General features: G+C 38.3%; 14 protein-coding genes. 11 read left to right on the top strand and 3 right to left on the bottom strand.

Going from position 1 to position 18,634, the window contains the following annotated elements:
• Window positions 1-98: 98 nt before the first annotated feature.
• Window positions 99-1,964, top strand: coding sequence for a hypothetical protein (locus ACODJP_RS05950; protein WP_422479495.1), 1,866 nt, complete (start codon window positions 99-101; stop codon window positions 1,962-1,964).
• On the opposite strand, the gene ACODJP_RS05945 is transcribed toward ACODJP_RS05950, so the two are convergent.
• Together ACODJP_RS05945 and ACODJP_RS05940 are read right to left on the bottom strand one after the other, a co-directional pair.
• Window positions 1,965-3,677 carry a hypothetical protein gene (locus ACODJP_RS05945; RefSeq protein ID WP_422479493.1) on the bottom strand — a complete coding sequence of 571 codons (1,713 nt, stop codon included), beginning with the start codon at window positions 3,675-3,677 and terminating at the stop codon, window positions 1,965-1,967.
• A gap of 14 nt (window positions 3,678-3,691) precedes the next feature.
• On the bottom strand, window positions 3,692-5,542 hold the full coding sequence (locus ACODJP_RS05940) for a hypothetical protein (protein WP_422479491.1): 1,851 nt from the start codon (window positions 5,540-5,542) through the stop codon (window positions 3,692-3,694).
• A gap of 120 nt (window positions 5,543-5,662) precedes the next feature.
• Between ACODJP_RS05940 and ACODJP_RS05935 the strand changes: the two genes are divergently transcribed.
• Entirely contained in the window at window positions 5,663-6,484 is an 822-nt protein-coding gene (locus tag ACODJP_RS05935) for a LicD family protein (protein ID WP_422479489.1), read from the top strand.
• A gap of 11 nt (window positions 6,485-6,495) precedes the next feature.
• Here the strand turns inward: ACODJP_RS05935 and ACODJP_RS05930 are convergent, their stop codons facing one another.
• Window positions 6,496-8,310: an aminotransferase class I/II-fold pyridoxal phosphate-dependent enzyme gene (locus tag ACODJP_RS05930; RefSeq protein ID WP_422479487.1), complete on the bottom strand. Its 1,815-nt coding sequence runs from the start codon at window positions 8,308-8,310 to the stop codon at window positions 6,496-6,498.
• A gap of 194 nt (window positions 8,311-8,504) precedes the next feature.
• Between ACODJP_RS05930 and ACODJP_RS05925 the strand changes: the two genes are divergently transcribed.
• From ACODJP_RS05925 to ACODJP_RS05885, 9 genes are all read left to right on the top strand, one after another.
• The gene (locus ACODJP_RS05925; protein WP_422479485.1) at window positions 8,505-9,641 is read left to right on the top strand and encodes a glycosyltransferase family 1 protein; all 1,137 of its coding nucleotides are present in this window, start codon (window positions 8,505-8,507) and stop codon (window positions 9,639-9,641) included.
• Window positions 9,638-10,759 (top strand): glycosyltransferase, encoded by a 1,122-nt coding sequence (locus ACODJP_RS05920; RefSeq protein ID WP_422479483.1) that lies wholly within the window; start codon window positions 9,638-9,640, stop codon window positions 10,757-10,759. Before ACODJP_RS05925 ends, ACODJP_RS05920 begins: the two co-directional genes overlap by 4 nt.
• A 12-nt stretch (window positions 10,760-10,771) precedes the next feature.
• On the top strand, window positions 10,772-12,085 hold the full coding sequence (locus tag ACODJP_RS05915; protein ID WP_422479481.1) for a nucleotide sugar dehydrogenase: 1,314 nt from the start codon (window positions 10,772-10,774) through the stop codon (window positions 12,083-12,085).
• Window positions 12,085-13,161 (top strand): Gfo/Idh/MocA family protein, encoded by a 1,077-nt coding sequence (locus tag ACODJP_RS05910; protein ID WP_422479479.1) that lies wholly within the window; start codon window positions 12,085-12,087, stop codon window positions 13,159-13,161. Before ACODJP_RS05915 ends, ACODJP_RS05910 begins: the two co-directional genes overlap by 1 nt.
• Complete coding sequence (locus ACODJP_RS05905; protein ID WP_422479477.1) at window positions 13,158-13,730, top strand: DapH/DapD/GlmU-related protein; 573 nt, start codon at window positions 13,158-13,160, stop codon at window positions 13,728-13,730. The genes ACODJP_RS05910 and ACODJP_RS05905 overlap by 4 nt, the downstream gene beginning before the upstream one ends.
• Window positions 13,731-13,733: 3 nt before the next feature.
• Window positions 13,734-14,858, top strand: a complete 1,125-nt coding sequence (locus ACODJP_RS05900) for a DegT/DnrJ/EryC1/StrS family aminotransferase (RefSeq protein WP_422479475.1) — start codon at window positions 13,734-13,736, stop codon at window positions 14,856-14,858.
• A gap of 274 nt (window positions 14,859-15,132) precedes the next feature.
• Entirely contained in the window at window positions 15,133-16,089 is a 957-nt protein-coding gene (locus tag ACODJP_RS05895; RefSeq protein ID WP_422479473.1) for a glycosyltransferase, read from the top strand.
• Complete coding sequence (locus tag ACODJP_RS05890) at window positions 16,086-17,132, top strand: glycosyltransferase family 2 protein (RefSeq protein WP_422479471.1); 1,047 nt, start codon at window positions 16,086-16,088, stop codon at window positions 17,130-17,132. The genes ACODJP_RS05895 and ACODJP_RS05890 overlap by 4 nt, the downstream gene beginning before the upstream one ends.
• Complete coding sequence (locus tag ACODJP_RS05885) at window positions 17,132-18,628, top strand: lipopolysaccharide biosynthesis protein (protein ID WP_422479469.1); 1,497 nt, start codon at window positions 17,132-17,134, stop codon at window positions 18,626-18,628. The genes ACODJP_RS05890 and ACODJP_RS05885 overlap by 1 nt, the downstream gene beginning before the upstream one ends.
• The last annotated feature ends 6 nt before the right edge of the window (window positions 18,629-18,634 follow it).

The raw sequence follows: 18,634 nt of genomic DNA, 5'->3' as shown, positions 1-18,634 counted from the left end.
CAATATAAGTTTTATAGCAGTCTGTAACAATTGCAGCTCTATGCTTGTTTAGGCTTAAAAGGAATCACTAATTACGATTGTAGGAGCGTTTACGCAACTTGAAAATATTCAAACCATTTTTGGTCATCATACTTTTATTTGGTTTTGCTATTCCCAGTCTATGGGCTGTGGGGGAACAGAGCCTGTATCATATCATCGCCTATTACTCATTCGATATCAAAGGTAAGTCGAGCGAAAAGCAGATTCGCGAGATGATAGTCCCTTCACAGGGAGATGCTCCATTTACAACAGTTGAGGAAATGGAGAAGGTACTCGAGGCAAAACGGAACCAGTTGAATAACATGCGTCTTTTTGAAGAGGTCTCCTATACCTATGAAGCAGTGCATGCGGATGATACCGCAATCCGTTATAGGGTAAAATTTTTTATTGATGATGCTTTTTCATTTTTGGCGATACCCTATCCCAAGTACGACTCCAATTTTGGGTTTCGTCTTGGACTAAAGGCTTATGATAAAAACCTTTTTGGATCTTTTGCTGACCTTTATCTAGTGGTCAATACTACCCAAATTGAGGGCAGCTGGCAGGATTACGAATGGTTTTCAGAGCTCACAATAGATAATATTCCCGTAGCGGATGGTAATATTAATTTGGGAGCCGAGATAAAAGCTATCCAAAATGGGACTATACTAAAGGATGTAATGTATAAGGCGAATATCGATTGGACGGGAATACCTCTGGCACAAACCACTTTCGATTTTCATGTAGATATTGATGAAAATGCAGAGACTGAAGAAGATCTTTTTGATAAGCTCCTTACCGCGAGTATCCAGTGGGATGATCTTCCTTGGTTCAAGTCCGCCCTCCGGGTACGGCCAGCGTTTCAATTCAAACAAAGTGGAAATGACCAACCTTGGGATGTAGATAATGCTTCTTTTCATTCATCAGTCACTCCAATTCGAATCAATGGGGAAGAATATGTTTTTGCGAATACCATCAAATTAAAATTTCCCCATGAGTATGTACAATCTACTACCTCTCTGACTCTTGCGGAAGCTTATCTGTTTGGAATGCCTCTTTCGTTCTGGGTTTCGGCGAACAATTTTTTCCATATGGACAATCAAGAATTCTACGACAATACCTATGCTGTCGGAGGTTCTTTAGGATTTTCTTTACCATTCAGTACATCATACAAAGGTTCGTATGAAGTATCGCTACGCGATGGATTCAACAAGTTTGGCGAGAATTACACAGCTATCGAACATGTCCCCTATTTCTCAACCACCCAGACTGTATCATTCGGCGAGGTCAACTGGGATGGAAACTTTAGAGAAGGCCTCAGAGGAGCTTTATGGGGGAAGGCCGACTATGCATTGTTCTCCCGTGAGTGGAAGGATATCAACTACCTGAACTACAAGGCACAGGCAGAAATCGAAACATTCCTGAAGCTGGGCAACCGAATCGGATTCAGCGCGAGAGGTATGGGTTTCTACTCCCATGTACCATCTTTCAATTGGTATGAGAACCAATCCTTCCCGTCATTCCTGCCGAACAGTAGTACCAGTGCTCCAGAGAAGCTACGCGGTATTCTGGATGATACGTATGAAGAAATTGTCGGTGAGTATGATTACCAGAAGCTTGGAGCTGTAGCAAATATCGATGCCACACTCATGTTCATCAAATTCAAAGGATTTGCCGAGGGTTTCATGAGTGCATTCATGGATATCGGTGTCTTTACCAATACGGTGGATACCAGCAGTGGATCCAACTCTGTGTCACGCGACGATCTCATTGTTCTTAAGACTATTGGCGTAGAAGGATATGGAATCATGGACAAGTTCCCATCTTATCCTATACGGGGTTCCTTAGGTTTCAATCTTGACGATGTGATGGACCACCTAGAGGGCAACTTGGCGTTCTCTGAAATCGAGTTCGAGCTGTCTATTGGAATGGGTCTCCATTACTAGTTATAAAGAATATTTCAATCCAACCATAGTCTGATGGTCCATTGAATAATCATAATCGAACCATCTGTTCACTAAGTAGTAGCTTCCATGGATTGTTATGGAAGTATTTGGAATAACCATGGATCCTGCGGTTCCAACGACTAATGTGAACTCCGGAGTGGGTCCAGAAGGGGAGGGTGTATTGATGTCCTCTACTTTTTGCAAAATGACCTGCTGCTCTTTATTCTCTATAAGGAGACCTCTCTCTCCTTGGACAATAAAGCGAAGGCTTGCATCAATACTGAATTTGTTCTTGTGTGTGAATTTCGATTTTAATGCTAGAACGATTGAATCAGGCCCATACGTATAACCCAACCAGGAAACTCCACTTTTACCGTCTTCCATACTCACAGCGTGCACAAAATCCAAATTATATTCTTCATTTGCATATGTTTCGTCTCCAGATACGTAGTTATGGGTATTGTCAGCCGTTCGAAGATAAACATATGGAGATGTGTAGACTGCCTCCATATAATTCGAATTTCGCCATTCATCCATAACCTTTTCATTTCTGATTCCCACCAAGCCAGCGTATGCATTGGGAGGGATTTCAGCTGTAGTGTCTTGTTCTCCACCAGTTTGGAATTGATCAAGAAATAGTTGGGTATTGAGTAACCAACCGGGAGAAAATAACCACTCAATTTCCAATCCCATGGAATTATTGACTTCACCAAAATTTTGTAAATTATGCAAGAACATCAAAGGACTAAACATTCGCAAGTCCATACGATCGACATAGAATAACGTACCTTCCGTCAAAGAAAATCTTAACCTTGGTGATGGGTTAATTTCAAATCTGTGGGACAAGTATATGCGAGTTAGAGTTCCATGAAAAAGTGTGTGCCAAGAACCTGCAGGATTCAAATGTGGATACCAAGCTTCTCCTAGTTCAGATTCCCCTGACGGATCTATCCTATTCTCAAAAATTTCGCGTGAAATAAGTTCATTCATGGGTAGTGCAAGAAATGTGTATTTAATTTGCTTTCCGGTAACACTAGCCAATAGGAAGTCATGATATGGTGCTTGATCTCCCACCATAAGGTTACCAGTATTACCTCGTCCATAACGTATACTATCTCGACCAAAGACTAGGGTATAAGAATCTCCGCTTGTTCCCATGAAAGCAGTATGGGGAACACTGTTTTGAAGAGCTGAATCCTCGTTATTAATCAAGAATGGATTATTCGATGCAATACCAGAAAAGTCTGCCTCTCTGTAGGCTTTCTGTAAGGCGTAGGAGATCGTCCCATACACACTTTTCCCCAACACAGACTCTACTTCCCCATAAAGTAGTGGCGAGCGATCATTGTAGCGTTGTATCCAATCTGACGGAGCAGTGTCAGATTGCGTGTTCGCATAGATTCCTTGTGAAAAAAGAATTGAATAATCCCAATCCTTATCAGTAAATGGAGTTTGGATATAATCTTCAATTTCCTCATATTGTTGTTTGCTTAGTGGAGAAAGCTTCGAGTAGTCTATCAGCTGGATATGTTTTAGAAGTTCATGTCCTGATATTGGCCCCCCAGAGGATGGAGCATTTACTCCACTTTCAATGCTTAGTTGTACGATTTTTTCAAGGATTGGATCATCTATTTGATAAATACGAGAGAGTGGATTTGCCGAAACGAGAGACAAAGACAAACCCAGTAGAATTAAAACCAATAGACGTTTCATTCAAACCCTCCAAGTTAGCGCCATATGGAGACTCCAATTTGAATAGCATGTGAGTGAGTGGGAGATGACCACGATCCTGTTACTTCATACTGGATTGGGTGAATAGAATCTGGGTCACTAGGATCAGTTGCTTCGTTAGTATTATATATAACTCCACCATTTTGAGCATTAGCCTTGAAATCCCACCAGGCAATTGCTGTGGGCTGATTCCGTTTTGTTGATAATTTATAAAGATAGTTTGCATATAATGATACTGGATATTTATCCAAAGTTTTTGAGATGCCAATTGTAAGGCCAAATGTTTTCTCAAATAGAAAACCGGTAAAATCCTTGTCTTCATAAAGACCTTGACTCGCTGCTCGATAAACCATGTAATTATCTATATTGAATCCATATTGACCGCTTCTTCTCTGATATTTCGCAGTCAGATTTGCTCGAAGACCTTTTGTAAGGTTGAATTGGGTTGAAATGAGAAATTCATCTGAATTCGGTCGCAACGGATATCCTAAGTTTTCCCCTTTATTCACATACATCAATTCATAGGCATAATCATCCAGACCATCATCTTCAATATTCACCGGGTAGTGTGTATAGAAAAATGGGCTGATGTATGTATACTGGAACGTAAATTTACTAAAACTACCTATAGGAACATTGAAATCGATTCCTCCTTGCATGCTCAAAATATTCCTAGGGACCTTGAAGAACCGAGAAGGATTGATTTCATTCATTTCCGTAGTAGCGGCTGTACCATATAGCCGCAATATTCCTGGAAGTCTCCATTGGAAGTCGATTCCTGCCAGCATGTTATCGAAGTCACCGAGTATTCTTTGTTGGAACATGAGTATAGAGAATGGATTCAAGTAAGCGATTTCAAACCGTTTGCGATATACCACAGATTCGTAGATGCCCAATCGAATATTTCCAGGAAGTGCAAGCTCAACACGGTGTGCGCTGAAGTTATTGTCGAGAGTTGTTCCTTGTTGTCCATCGGAGAAAAAGTAGTTTTCGAAGAACTCCTTATTTGCAGGAGAATCCATATTTGAATTGTACTCGAACTTTCCAAGACTTCCGGTAACGAAATCAAATGTCAACCATGGAGCAAATTGCGCAGAGAGTTCGATTCCTTCGAATGATCTTGCCGATCCCGAAAGCATGAGATTGTTTTCTCCTACTCCCCAATCCCTTTTGATAGAAGCCCACCGTAAGAGCAAGTTTCCATCGAGAAAGTAAAATGATAGTTCTGGATGCAAATCCAGACCATAATAAAAAATATGGTCGTCTCCATGATCGTACAATGTATCATAGTTCCCCTCTGATGGGATCGAATAGTCATTCGGTAAAAATAGACTGGCATTGAGATGGTCTAGACGGAATCCAAAATCCATGTTGAAAGAAGCGAAATCAAGAATATCTCCTCGTATGTAAGCACGACCGACATTCCTCGATTCGTATCCTTCAGTCCTTTGGAAAGATGAAGTGAACTCCAACTCGCCTTCAATTCCAACACTGAGACTCGATCCTAACGTTTCAACCTCCGCTGTATAAACTCCTTGCCTGAGGAAGTCGTATAAATTTTCAATTTTTTCAGGAGGTAAAGAAAACTCTTTGATCAAAGATTCAATAACGAGTTTCTCTTCAGCTGTAATTTTATCACTATCTTTGATTATTGTAAGATTCTTGATAATTTCGGACTTGGGATACGGTTTTGCAAGAGGAAGCGGATCGATGATTCCTTTGAGTTCTGATGCTTCAATAATTCCATAGACTTGATGGGATAGTGGAACAGACAAATATTGGGCTGAAAAAATATTCTGAGTGATTAAAAGTAGAAGCAATATTAGTACGGAAGTGGCCTTTTTCATCTAAAGACTCCTAAAAAAATTATGATTAACACGATGATAACTACTATGGATGGAGGTATCCCTAATGTCAAGTATAGCCTATATGTGGTATTCTTATGATTAAATAAATGGGGGCTTAGCGTGGATCCAAATTATAGGCAAATCAATTTATCTTCTGTGCAAAAGATCGAGTTTGAGATCCTTCGTGAATTTTCAATTATCTGTGACAGGCATAATATTCCCTATTATCTAGCATCAGGAACTCTCTTGGGAGCAGTCAGACATAGTGGGTTTATTCCTTGGGATGATGATATCGATGTATTGGTACCTCGCCCATTTTACTATGAATTGGTTGATTTATTGCATAGCGTGATACTTCCTGAAGGCTATAGTGTAAAATCTCTTGGGGATCGAGATCATATATTGCCCTATACAAAAGTATATTTTGATAATAGTTGTGTGATTGAGAAAAAGTTAGAATCAAAATACAAATATTCCAAATTATGGATCGATGTTTTTCCGATGGATGGCCTACCGTCTTCGTCGATTGGAATTAAGTTTAAATTTTTCATAGCGAAACAACTAAGAAACCTTCTATATACTGCAATAGTTAATCCAAAAAAACTTGCTGGAGTAGAGAAAATCGGAACTATTTTATTAAAACCAATTGCAAAAATCATAGGTCCTCCGACTATTGCAAAATGGATAGATGCTTATTCTAGAAGCATTGAATATGACAAAGCAAAGATTGTTGGCAATTTGGTTTGGGGTGATGGATTTCAAGAGGCTGTCGAAAAAAATTCCTATGAGCCTATGATTGACTTACCTTTTTGTAGTGAGCTATTTCATGCACCAGCTTGTTACGATCTCCATCTGAGGAATCTATATTCAGATTATATGCAATTACCTGATGAAAAAGATAGGAATTCTCATCTTGGAGAAGAATATTATATCCTCTCGTAGATAGTAAGTTTTTACTTCTCAGCGAAAGATTTGAGCGTATTACTTAAATCTACATTCTCAGATTCAGTTTTAATTGCAATCCGAATAAACTGTCCTTCGATTCCTTGTTTTCCTGTAAGGCTTTTTATCAGTAGGTTTTTCTCGAGTAGGGCTTCGGCCAAACTTTCTGCTGTAAATGGATGAAATACTTCACACATGATGTAATTTGCTTGCGAAGGTAATGGACGGATAAAAGGAATGCTATCCAATTCCTTAAAAAATGAAGAGCGGATAACACGAAACTGATTCAAAGCATTTGTGTAGTCTGCACGATATTTTTCCCAGACTTGAAGGTAGAATTCTGCAAACGAATTGATGTTCCAAATAGATACATCTTTCTTGAGTTTCGCTATCAGTTTTCTGTCACTAGAAAATGCAACGCCTAAACGCAAGCCAGGTACTCCATACGATTTTGAAATACTTTTTATCAAGACCAAATTTTTGTTTTGTTCCATGAGGTCTCTTGAAATTATTGACATCGTCTCTGGGTAATCTGAAAAATCCATGAATGATTCATCTACAATGAGACGAATGTTATTATTGCTCGTCCAATCCAATATTTTTAACATACCTTCCAATTCAATCAGATTCCCTGATGGGTTATCAGGATTGACTAGAATCAACGTTCTTATTTGTCGATCAGAGTAATACTTTATTAGGTCTTCGGCTGTATACTGATAATCAAATTCGTTTGTGTGGAAATAGATGATATCATTTTTTGGCAATCTATTTGGATATTCTTGGAAAGTTGGGGAAATTATTCCAACCGGGTCTTGTAATAGCCCTGTAATAGCTCTAATTATTTCTGCTGCGCCATTTCCAACGATAGTCATATCTTGCGGAATGGCAAAATAGTTCGAAGCCAATAAAGCATTGATTTCCTGCCCAGAAGGATAGTCTCGAAGCAGTCTATTGAAATTTGCCTGTACCTCATCAACTAGTCTTACTGGAGGATAATGAGGATTGACTAGGTAACAGAAATCGATAAGCTTAGGATATCTCCAATAACCACCGTATCGTCTCATAAGCTTTTCATATTTTTGGTGAGAAGAATCTGTAAATATTGACTCTGCGATATCAAGGTCTTGCTTGTCATCGATTTCATACCACTTTTCGTCATCAAGTATTTTAACTTTGATTTCTGGATTTTCGAGAATAGAGATCACTTTTAGAACTTGCTCGTAATATTCATTATTTCCTAAAGCTTTACAATAAGCTTCAAGAAATGGTACATAATGGGAACTCGAAAAGCGTTTGCTGAATTTATAAATATTTACAGTTTTGTAGTAATTTTCTTTATCACAAAATTTAAATTGTTTCTTGTTTAAAAAATCAGTGATGTTATTCTGGTCATCAATTGTCAGTACTGTTCCATCCATCCAACTCTCATATTTAGCGACTAATGCAAGATTTGGATAAGAGTCCTGCAGTAATCGGTCAATTACAGCTTTCTCAAAGATCAAATCAGATTCCAAGAGAAGAGTATCTTCTTCCAATAAGTATTTTCTTGCTAAAAATAGACTATAAATATTGTTCGTCGAATCGTAAACTGAATTTTCTACTATTTGAATCGGTGTCTTAATATTCAAGGTATTGATAAAATCAACAAGTAGGTTTCCTTTGTATCCAACAACAAGAATAATCCTAGAAAGACTCTTAGAATCTAAAATTCTAACAGCTCTTTCTATTAAAGTAATTCCATTAACTTCAACCATACACTTAGTAGTTTCTGTTGTTAATTCTTTTAAGCGTTTGCCCATCCCAGCGGCGAGAATCATTGCTTGCATATGTTGATCTCCTGAAAATTAATTAATCCTATCATTAATTTTCTGGTGATGCTATGGCAGAAATGTGCCATCTTGAATAATTTCATTTCTATGTACGTAATATGCCTCGTTGTGTTCGGATGAGAACTATGCTATCTTTCCACGTGCAAATATAGCCAAATTTTGATATATAATTTCAATGAAGGGAAAGCTTGATGGGAAATCCCATTCGAATATTACACGTTCTTGGAGGCCTTGATCTCGGTGGTGCTGAAACCATAGTGATGAATTTGTACCGAAATATAGATCGGGAAAAAGTTCAATTTGATTTTGTAGTACATACCCAAAATAAATGTTTTTATGAAGATGAGATAGGCTTACTAGGTGGAAATATATATCGTGTACCGCGATTTACTGGATTCAATCTTCTAAAGTATTGGAATTCTTGGAAAATTCTCTTTAGGGGGAATGCTTCATTCGTAGCTGTCCATGGTCATTTGGGTAGCTCAGCTGCAATATATCTAAAAGTTGCGAAATCATACGGATTATATTCTATTGCCCATAGCCACGGAGCTGGAAACTCTCGTGATTTCAAAGGATTTATGTATGGGTTTTTCTCATTTCCTACTCGGTATGTTGCCGACTATTTTTTTGCGTGTTCTTTACCAGCAGGAATTTCCCGTTTTGGTAGGAGAATTGTTGATTCTACGAATTTTTCTATCTTGAAGAATGCAATCCAGATCCAGAAATTTGTATTTACTCCAAGTATTAGAGGGAAATATAGGGCCGACTTGGATCTGACAAATCAATTTGTGGTTGGACATGTCGGTCGCTTTGATCCCTTAAAGAACCATCCTTTCTTATTGAAGGTTTTTAAAGAAGTACATGATAGAATTCCTAATTCAAAACTTTTACTAGTTGGGGATGGGGAGGAACGACAAGTAATTGAAGAAATCATTAAAAAATATAACCTGAAAGAACATGTGATTCTTCTTGGTTCTAGAGCTGATGTTTCTGGATTATTGCATGCAATGGATGTCTTTCTCTTTCCATCATATGCAGAAGGATTGGGTATCAGTCTCGTTGAAGCCCAAACGACGGGTCTTCCCTGTGTAGTCTCCAGTAATGTGCCACGCGAAGTAGAAATAACAGATTTGATTGAATTTTTATCATTGGACGAATCGATAGAAAGGTGGTGTGAAACGATAGTGAAGATGAAGAGCGATATTTCACGACGAGACCATTCTCAAGAGGTAGAAGAAAAAGGATATGGAATTTTGGGCTCAGCCCAACAGATACAAGCTTTTTACTTGAATAATACGAGTGAAAGAAAAAAAGAGAGCAAAGTATGAAGATCGCTTATATAGATTTCTATGGATTTTCCAAAACAGATAAAGCCTCTAGTGGCGTTGAACGCAAAATCACAGCCCAAATAAAGGCTCTAAGCACTTTAGGAGAGGTCGATAGACATTCCTATGATACGCACACCCAAAGCCGACTGCTACGATATGTTCGAATGATAACGAGGCGACTCCCGTTTCTACCATCAAAGATAGCTTATAAATGTGATGCTTCCTATCAGGGTGTTGATACCTTATATTTCCGACGAACTACTCTCGACTCTTATGCAATTCGCTTTTTTCGAGATTTTAAAAGGCAAAATCCAAATGGAAAAGTTATCATGGAGATACCAACGTATCCTTATGATAAAGAAATGGCAAATTTAATTGAGTTTCCTCGATTGTTGAAGGATATATGGAATAGGAAAAAGCTGAAAAGGTATGTGGACCGAATAGTGACTTTCTCAGAAGATAAAGAAATCTTTGGTATTCCTACTATCCGGACAATGAATGGTCTTGATTTTGCTTCGGTTAAGATAAAGGATGTTACTACTCCATCAGATGATACTATTCAAGCGGTGATGGTCGCGAATTTCGCTCCTTGGCATGGTCTTGATCGCTTGATAGAGGGGCTTCATAGATACTACCTTGAAGGTGGGATGAGGAATATTATACTTCATATTGTCGGTGATGGAGTTGTTGTTGAGAAGGAAAAGAGGCTTATTATGGGTACTCCTCTCGAAAATAAGGTTGTGTTTCATGGTAGATTATCTCTCGATGAGATGGCTCATATATATGATCTAGTCACATTAGCTATAGATACGTGTAATGACGAATATCAAGGTGTACTACTCTCAAGTTCATTGAAAACAAGGGAATATACTGCGAAAGGATTACCTGTGGTTGGGGCAATGGAAATCGATTTGATGAGATATATGCAAGATTTTTTCCTTATCTTAAAAGGTAAAGATTATATCGATATTAACGAAGTAATTAAATTTCATGATAATGTATACCAAAGAAAGGAAGATTATTTGACTGTACCCAAGATTATCAGGGATAGAGCGCAGTCACTTTGTGATATGCAAGTTACAATGAAACCTATCTTGGATTTTTTGATTTCAGAATAACATAGGTGCAATATGAAAAATGAACTATTGGAAAAAATTTCTAACCGAGCTATCAAAGTTGGAGTAATTGGTTTGGGGTATGTAGGCTTACCCCTTGCGGTTGAAAAAGCGAAAGCAGGCTTCCACACTACTGGTTTCGATGTTCAACAAAAGAAAGTCGACATGGTTAATGATGGAATCAACTATATCGGAGATGTCGTACAGGAGGATCTTGCATCTTTAGTGAAGTCTTGCGTACTTCGAGCAACCAGCGACTTCTCATTTGTCAAAGATTGTGACTTCATTGCAATTTGTGTACCCACACCTCTTGATGAGCATCAACAACCGGATATTTCCTATGTACGCGACTCAACCATCGAAATCGCAAAATATTTAAGAAAAGGAACGATTGTTGTTTTGGAATCCACCACATATCCTGGGACAACCGAGGAGTTGGTCAAACCACTACTTGAACAGAACTCGGGATTAGTCTGCGGAAAAGATTTCTATCTTGGGTTTTCACCAGAACGTGTAGATCCAGGTAACCTTATCTATAAGACCAAGAATACACCTAAAGTGGTCGGTGGGATTGGAAAAGATGCAACCGAAGTGATATCTGCGATGTATCGCGCTGTTCTTTCCAGCGATGTTACTGAGGTTTCTAGCCCTGCGGTTGCTGAAATGGAAAAAATTTTAGAAAACACATACCGCAACATCAATATCGGGCTGGTGAATGAATTGGCAAAACTATGTCATGAGATGGGGGTCAGTATCTGGGAAGTGATCGATGCAGCAAAGACGAAACCATACGGATTCCAAGCTTTTTATCCTGGACCAGGTCTTGGTGGTCATTGTATTCCTCTGGATCCCTATTATCTGTCTTGGAAAGCTAGGGAATATGGATTTCATACTTCGATGATAGAAAGCTCTATGATGATCAACGACACAATGCCTGAATATACGGTCGAACGAGCATCGAAAATTCTCAATCGTTTCAAAAAAGCCATTAATGGTTCAACCATTTTGGTGCTTGGAGTTGCCTATAAACAAGACATTGAGGACTATCGTGAAAGCCCAGCCTTGAAGGTAATTGATATTTTGGAAAAAAGGGGAGCAAACGTCTCTTACTTCGATCCTTGGGTTGCAGAGTATCACTACAAGGGAAATTTAGTGCAAGGCTTGAAAAATTTGACAATTCAGACTTTACAGGAAGCTGATTTGGTCGTAGTCACGACAGCTCACTCAAATATTGATTACACTTTCGTGCAACAGCATTCTCGAGTGATTTTTGACACTAAGAATGTTATGAAGAAATTGTCAAATCGCGACAATATAGAGGTATTATAATGAAATATGCACTTATTGGATGTGGACGCATTTCCCCGAATCATCTTGCTGCAGCTTTGGCAAACAATCTGGAAATTGTAGCGTTATGCGATTTGGATCCTCAGAATATGGAAGACAAAGTCGTAAAGTTCGAATTGCCCCGTTCAGTTAAGCGGTATATCGATTATCACGAACTATTGGAAGAGACGAGACCCGAATTGATTTCAATCTGTACCGAAAGCGGAAAGCATGCCCAAATCGCTTTGGATTGCATTCAAGCAGGAGTGAATCTTGTAATTGAAAAGCCCATTGCCTTATCTGTGGAAGATGCAGATATGATTATTCATGCTGCACAAGAACGTAATGTAAAGGTTAGTGCATGTCATCAAAACCGCTTCAACAAATCTGTAGTCAAGATTCGTGAGGCTGTCGAAAAGCGACGATTTGGCAAAATGTTCTACGGTACAGCGCACATACGATGGAATCGTGAACGTGAATATTATGACAGGGCTTCTTGGCGAGGGACTTGGGAGCAAGATGGTGGTGCTCTGATGAACCAATGCATCCATAATATAGATCTTCTACGGTGGATGTTGGGAAATGATGTGGTTGAAGTATTTGCCTATACCGATAACCTTGATCATCCCTACATCGAAGCAGAAGACTTGGGCATAGCTTTGGTAAAGTTTGCAAACGGTGCATATGGGATCATTGAAGGGACCACGGATGTGTATCCTAGGAATCTGGAGGAGACACTCTACCTGTTTGGGGAGAAGGGAACGGTAAAGGCTGGAGGTGGATCTGTAAATATCATCGAAGAGTGGCGCTTCAGCGATATGTTGGACGACCCTGATGAGATAATGGCCAAATATCATGAGAATCCGCCTAATGTATATGGATTCGGCCATACACCGTTATTTGCAGATGTCATTGATTCTATTGAAAAGAACCGGCAGCCACTAGTAACTGCAGAGGATGGCAAGCGTGCTATGGAACTTGTCTTGGCTATCTATAAATCTGCGGCTGAGGGCAAACCGGTACGATTGCCTCTTAAAAGTTGTAAGACAACTGACTTTATGGGGAGGTTCTCCCAATGAATGATTCGTATGTGCATCCTTCTTCCTATATTGATGAGAATGTCATTATCGGAAGAGGGACAAAAATATGGCACTTTTGTCACATCCAAGATGGGGCAATGATTGGAAAGAATTGTTCGCTGGGGCAAAATGTGAATGTATCAAATAACGTGGTCATCGGAGACAATTGCAAGATTCAGAATAATGTTAGCCTTTATGAAGGAGTGACACTGGAAAAGTATGTTTTCTGTGGGCCGTCATGTGTGTTTACAAATGATCTGACTCCTAGGGCAAAATACCCGAAAGGAAGAGATGCATACCTTAGGACGTATGTAAAAGAGGGGGCGTCTATTGGTGCTAATGCTACCATAGTCTGTGGGGTGACTATAGGTAAGTGGGCACTCATTGGAAGTGGTGCGGTGGTCACCAAAGATGTTCCTGACCATGCTGTCATGGTAGGCGTTCCTGCAAGCCAACATGGGTGGGCTTGTGAATGTGGCTCAGCTTTAGATGATAAGAAGCTCTGTAGAAAATGTGGAAGAAGCTATGTTTTGAGGGCATTTGGACTTGTTGAAGTCACAAAGGAATAGACTATGGAATTTCGGGATTTAAAACATCAGTACCAAGTATTGAAGCCACGGATTGATGACTCAGTAAACCAAGTGATGACCGAGTGTAACTTTATTGGTGGATTACAAGTGAGGACACTTGAAGCAAAACTTGCGGATTATGTCGGAGTCAAGCATTGCATCAGTTGTGGTAATGGCACCGATGCTTTGACTATGATGTTGATGGCTTGGGGAATAGGGAAGGGGGATGCGGTTTTTGTCCCTGATTTTACTTTTTTTGCATCAGGAGAGGTGGTCTCCTTTCTAGGTGCGACTCCCGTATTTGTAGATGTTGACCAAAATACCTTCAATATGGACCCCAATAGTCTGGAACAAGCGATCATTGCTGTAAAGGAGGAAGGCGAGCTTAAACCAAAAGTAGTGATGCCTGTGGACCTATTCGGCCTTCCTTGTGACTATGACAGGATTAACGAAATATCTCATCGATACGGTTTGAAGGTGTTAGAGGATGCCGCGCAGGGCTTTGGAGGCGAGTATAAGGGGCGTAAAACATGCTCTCTCGGAGACGCGGCAACTACATCATTTTTTCCTGCGAAGCCCCTCGGTTGTTATGGGGATGGAGGGGCAATTTTCACTAATGATGATCAGGAAGCCGAGTATCTTTGCTCCATTGCTGTACATGGAAAGGGTACTTTCAAGTATGACAATGTGAGGATTGGTTGGAACTCCCGACTGGATACTCTCCAAGCTGCAATCCTACTGGTAAAGTTCGATGCATTGGAGGAATTTGAGCTAGAATCAATAAATACCATAGCCTCTCTGTACACGAAAGATTTACGGGATATGGTGAAGACACCTGAGATACCAAACGGCCTTTATTCGAGTTGGGCTCAATATACTATCCAGGTCAAGGATGAAATCCAACGAACCATCTTACAAAATGAATTGGCAAACCACGGTGTTCCTTCGATGATCTATTATCCAAAACCAATGCATCTGCAATCAGCTTTTCATGGAAATAAAAATTGGGTTGATCTAAGTATTTCAGAAAGTTTATGTAAGACAGTCCTCTCGCTCCCAATTCATCCCTACATGTCTAACAGTGAGCTCAACAGAGTAACTGAAATTATCGGGAAATCAAATGGATAGGCTCTTTGTTATTACTGAGAACTATCCATTTGGGCGAGGTGAAGAGTTCTTTGAGACAGAGATACATTTTCTTGCGAATAGGTTTGATGAAATTACCATCTTTTCTCTGAGTAATGAAACTACTATCACAAGGGAAACACCAAAGAATGTAGTTTTCAATAGAATCGAATTGTACAGTGGAATTCGATCTTATGTTAAATATCTCTTTCGAAAAGATTTTTATCGTGAGCTAAAATGCATAAGAAAATACTACCATAAGAAAATCACGTTCTCCATGATCAAGTTTTTATTGTGGTCACTCTTTAGGGGTGATGAAATCGCTGCAAAAATAAGTAACATTACTTCTAGAATACCAAAGGCTGATAAAGTTTATCTATATTCTTACTGGATGCATTATGGAGCCTATGCTATTGCGAAATTAAATAAATCACATAGATATAAAAAAGCGTTCTGCCGAGCGCACGGATTCGATCTATACTTTGAACGGAATGCCATGGAATATATTCCTCTAAGACATTATATTCTCAGCAATCTTGATTATATTTTTCCCATTTCCCTAGACGGAAAAAAATATCTCATGAATAAATTCCCGCAATATGAATCAAAAATGATGGTATCTAAACTAGGTATTCTTGGAAAGCAACATGAATATATGGTTTACAAAATCGACAGCAAAAAAGTAAAACTTCTGAGCATATCGAATTTCAACGAAGTCAAAAGAATCGGTTTGATAGTTGATGCACTATCTCTTGTAAAAGAGTGCTACATTGATTGGATTCATATAGGAGCTGGAGGGACTTCTGAAAAGGAATCGAAAGACTATGCCAATACCAAGTTGCAGCGAAAGAAAAATATTCGATTTGAATTTAAGGGATACCTATCCAATTCGGGTGTAATGAATTTTTATAGAAATAATACCATTGATCTATTTATTAATGTAAGTGAGTCAGAGGGAATCCCGGTTACTATGATGGAAGCACAAAGCTTCAGTATACCAATAATTGCAACGGAAGTAGGTGGTGTATCAGAAATAGTGAATTCAGGAAATGGTATTTTGTTATCTCCTGATCCCAGTCCCGAACAGATTGCTCGAAAAATTGTCGAATTTTCTTCCCTATCATCTTTTGAAGTGGGGGAAATGAGAAAAGCAGCCTTTGAAAGTTGGGATAACTATTATAATGCTGAAAAAAACTATACCGATTTTATCACCAAAATTATGGAGAGTTCATGAACAGATCTAATGTTAAAAAAGCTTTCAGTATAGTAATTCCCATTTTCAATGCAAAGCGTTTTATCAGTTCCCATTTGAACCTACTGATACAACAAGTATCTGAGGAATTCGAGATCATTCTGGTCAACGATGGTTCGACCGACGGTTCCGATGTAATATGCAATCAGTTTAGAGAAGATTATCCTGATCTGGTGCGTGTCCATCACCAAGAAAATTCAGGTGCTTTTTTTGCACGGCTTTCTGGGGTGAATATTGCTAAGGGGAACTATATTTGTTTTATTGATGCAGATGATTACTGGAATATGGATTCTGCATCCATCATTAAAGAAACTATTAGTGCCCATACTGCTGATGTGTTTCTATTCGGATACAGAGAGATAGATGAGAGTACTAATCATGAAGAACTTCGAGTTCCTTCATTTGAACCAGGTTTATATACCTCAGAATCATGTAAAGAAATACGAAGCAATATTCTAGAAAATGATTATCAAAATATGCTTTGGACCAAAGTTATTAGAAAAGAACTCTTTGATTCTACATTTTCTCAAAATATCCCCTTGAAAAATTTTTCCTATGCAGAAGATTTTTATCAAGTCTTATTAATAGTTGATTCAGCGAATTCCTTTTATGTAAGTCATGATAAAATCTATGATTATATTAAAAATCCATCAAGTACAACCTCAAAAGGAATGACAAATCAGTCATTGGAATCTCTAATCTTTGTCTACACAGAGTATCTGAAGTTTGTCAAACTGTGGAATTTCCCTTGGGAAACAGCAAAAAAAAGACTAGTTGTTCCAATAAATCACGCTTTATATGCGCTTTTATATGGTCATCAACAGCCTGGACCACTTCTGGAAGTGGTGTTTTCTAAAAATTTTTTTGAGTTATGTAAGTCTGCTTCAAAAATTGAGATGAAACTATATTATAGGATTGCTTGTTTTTTCCTCCTTCATGACATGAAGAAAATCTTGCGGTGTTATATTTTCTTTTTCTCAAAAATCAATAGAATGAGATTAAAAATTAAAAAGGTACGAGCATAATGGATCAAATCAAAGTAGGGACGTTACTTTCCTATCTAAAAATGATTATTAATGTTGCTGTTGGATTGATTTATGTTCCTTTGATCCTTAAATACCTTTCAATTTCACAGTACGGACTGTATCAATTGGTAGCCTCGTTGGTAGCATATTTGGCAATCCTTGATTTTGGCCTTTCAGGTACTATCACAAGATTTTATTCACAGAAATTAGCATTAGGTGATGTTGATGGGCAACAAAACGTTATAGCCGTATCTTTAATTATTTATTCAATCATCTCTGTAATTATTCTTCTTTTGGGTACGGGGTTCTATTTTATTATGGATTCACTTTATAGTGGACAATTAACTTCAGGTGAACTGGTTATTGCAAAACAGATGTTGATCTTATTGATCATAGATGTTGCACTTATGGTACCTTCACACGTTTTTACAGCAATAATTACAGCACATGAAAAATTTATTTTCTTACGATTATCATCTATTATTAGAAATCTTCTGCAACCTGTTCTCATAGTTTTTATATTGATGCGTTATCCAACTGCTCTAGCTATAGTGATTATTCAAATCATCCTAGATTTATTGATCATCCTCGTAACCATTCTATACGCATTAAGAGCATTTCATGTCAGAATTAAACTAAATGCTATCGACAAGTCATTGATAAAGAATATGTTATCATTTTCATTCTTTATATTTATTAATATCATTGTTGATCAAGTCTATTGGGGCACAGGACAGTTGGTCCTTGGTGCTGTAGTAGGAACCACCTCTGTTGCAATATTCTCAATAGCGATTCAGTTCAACAACTATTTTAGGCAATTTTCTACTGCTATAATTTCTGTTCTCCTACCAAAAATCACTCGGATGGCTACTGTTTCGAATCGGATGGAAGAAATCAATCAGGAATTTTTTAAAATAAGCAGAATTCAATTCATTATACTCAGTCTTCTATTGTCGGGATTTATTATTTTTGGCAAGACATTCATCAAGCTCTGGGTTGGCAACGAATTCTCTCAAGCTTATCTCATGACTTTGGTTATTATGATTCCCTTTGTCTTAGACCTTGTCACTAGTATGGGGAATTTGATTTTACAGGCAAAAAACCTCCATTCAAGGCGGTCTCTTATTTTGACTATATCTGCTACTATTAATGTTGGACTGTCAATTACACTATCATTTTACTATGGTGCACTGGGTTGTGCTATTGCTATAGGTGTATCATTATTGTTGGGTAATGGTATAACGATGTTGGTCTATTATGAAAGAATTGGGTTGCGAATTACTATGTTTTTTAAAGAATTAAAGCTATTGGTTTTAAGTGTAATTCTATCGACGATAATCGGTTGGATTGGAGTACGTTTAGTGAGAATTAACAGTTGGTTCATACTATTGGTGGGAATACTTCTTTATTGTATCATTTTTTCAATAATTACTTGGCTTATAGGATTGAATCTCTATGAGAAAAAATTATTACGTAGAATTATAAATCCCGCTTGAATTATC

The organism is Pleomorphochaeta sp. DL1XJH-081, from assembly GCF_049310885.1.
Lineage (GTDB): Bacteria > Spirochaetota > Spirochaetia > Sphaerochaetales > Sphaerochaetaceae > CAYZJV01.
The sequence above is the reverse complement of the archived record's forward strand: the minus strand, read 5'-3'. Positions and strand labels throughout refer to the sequence as shown.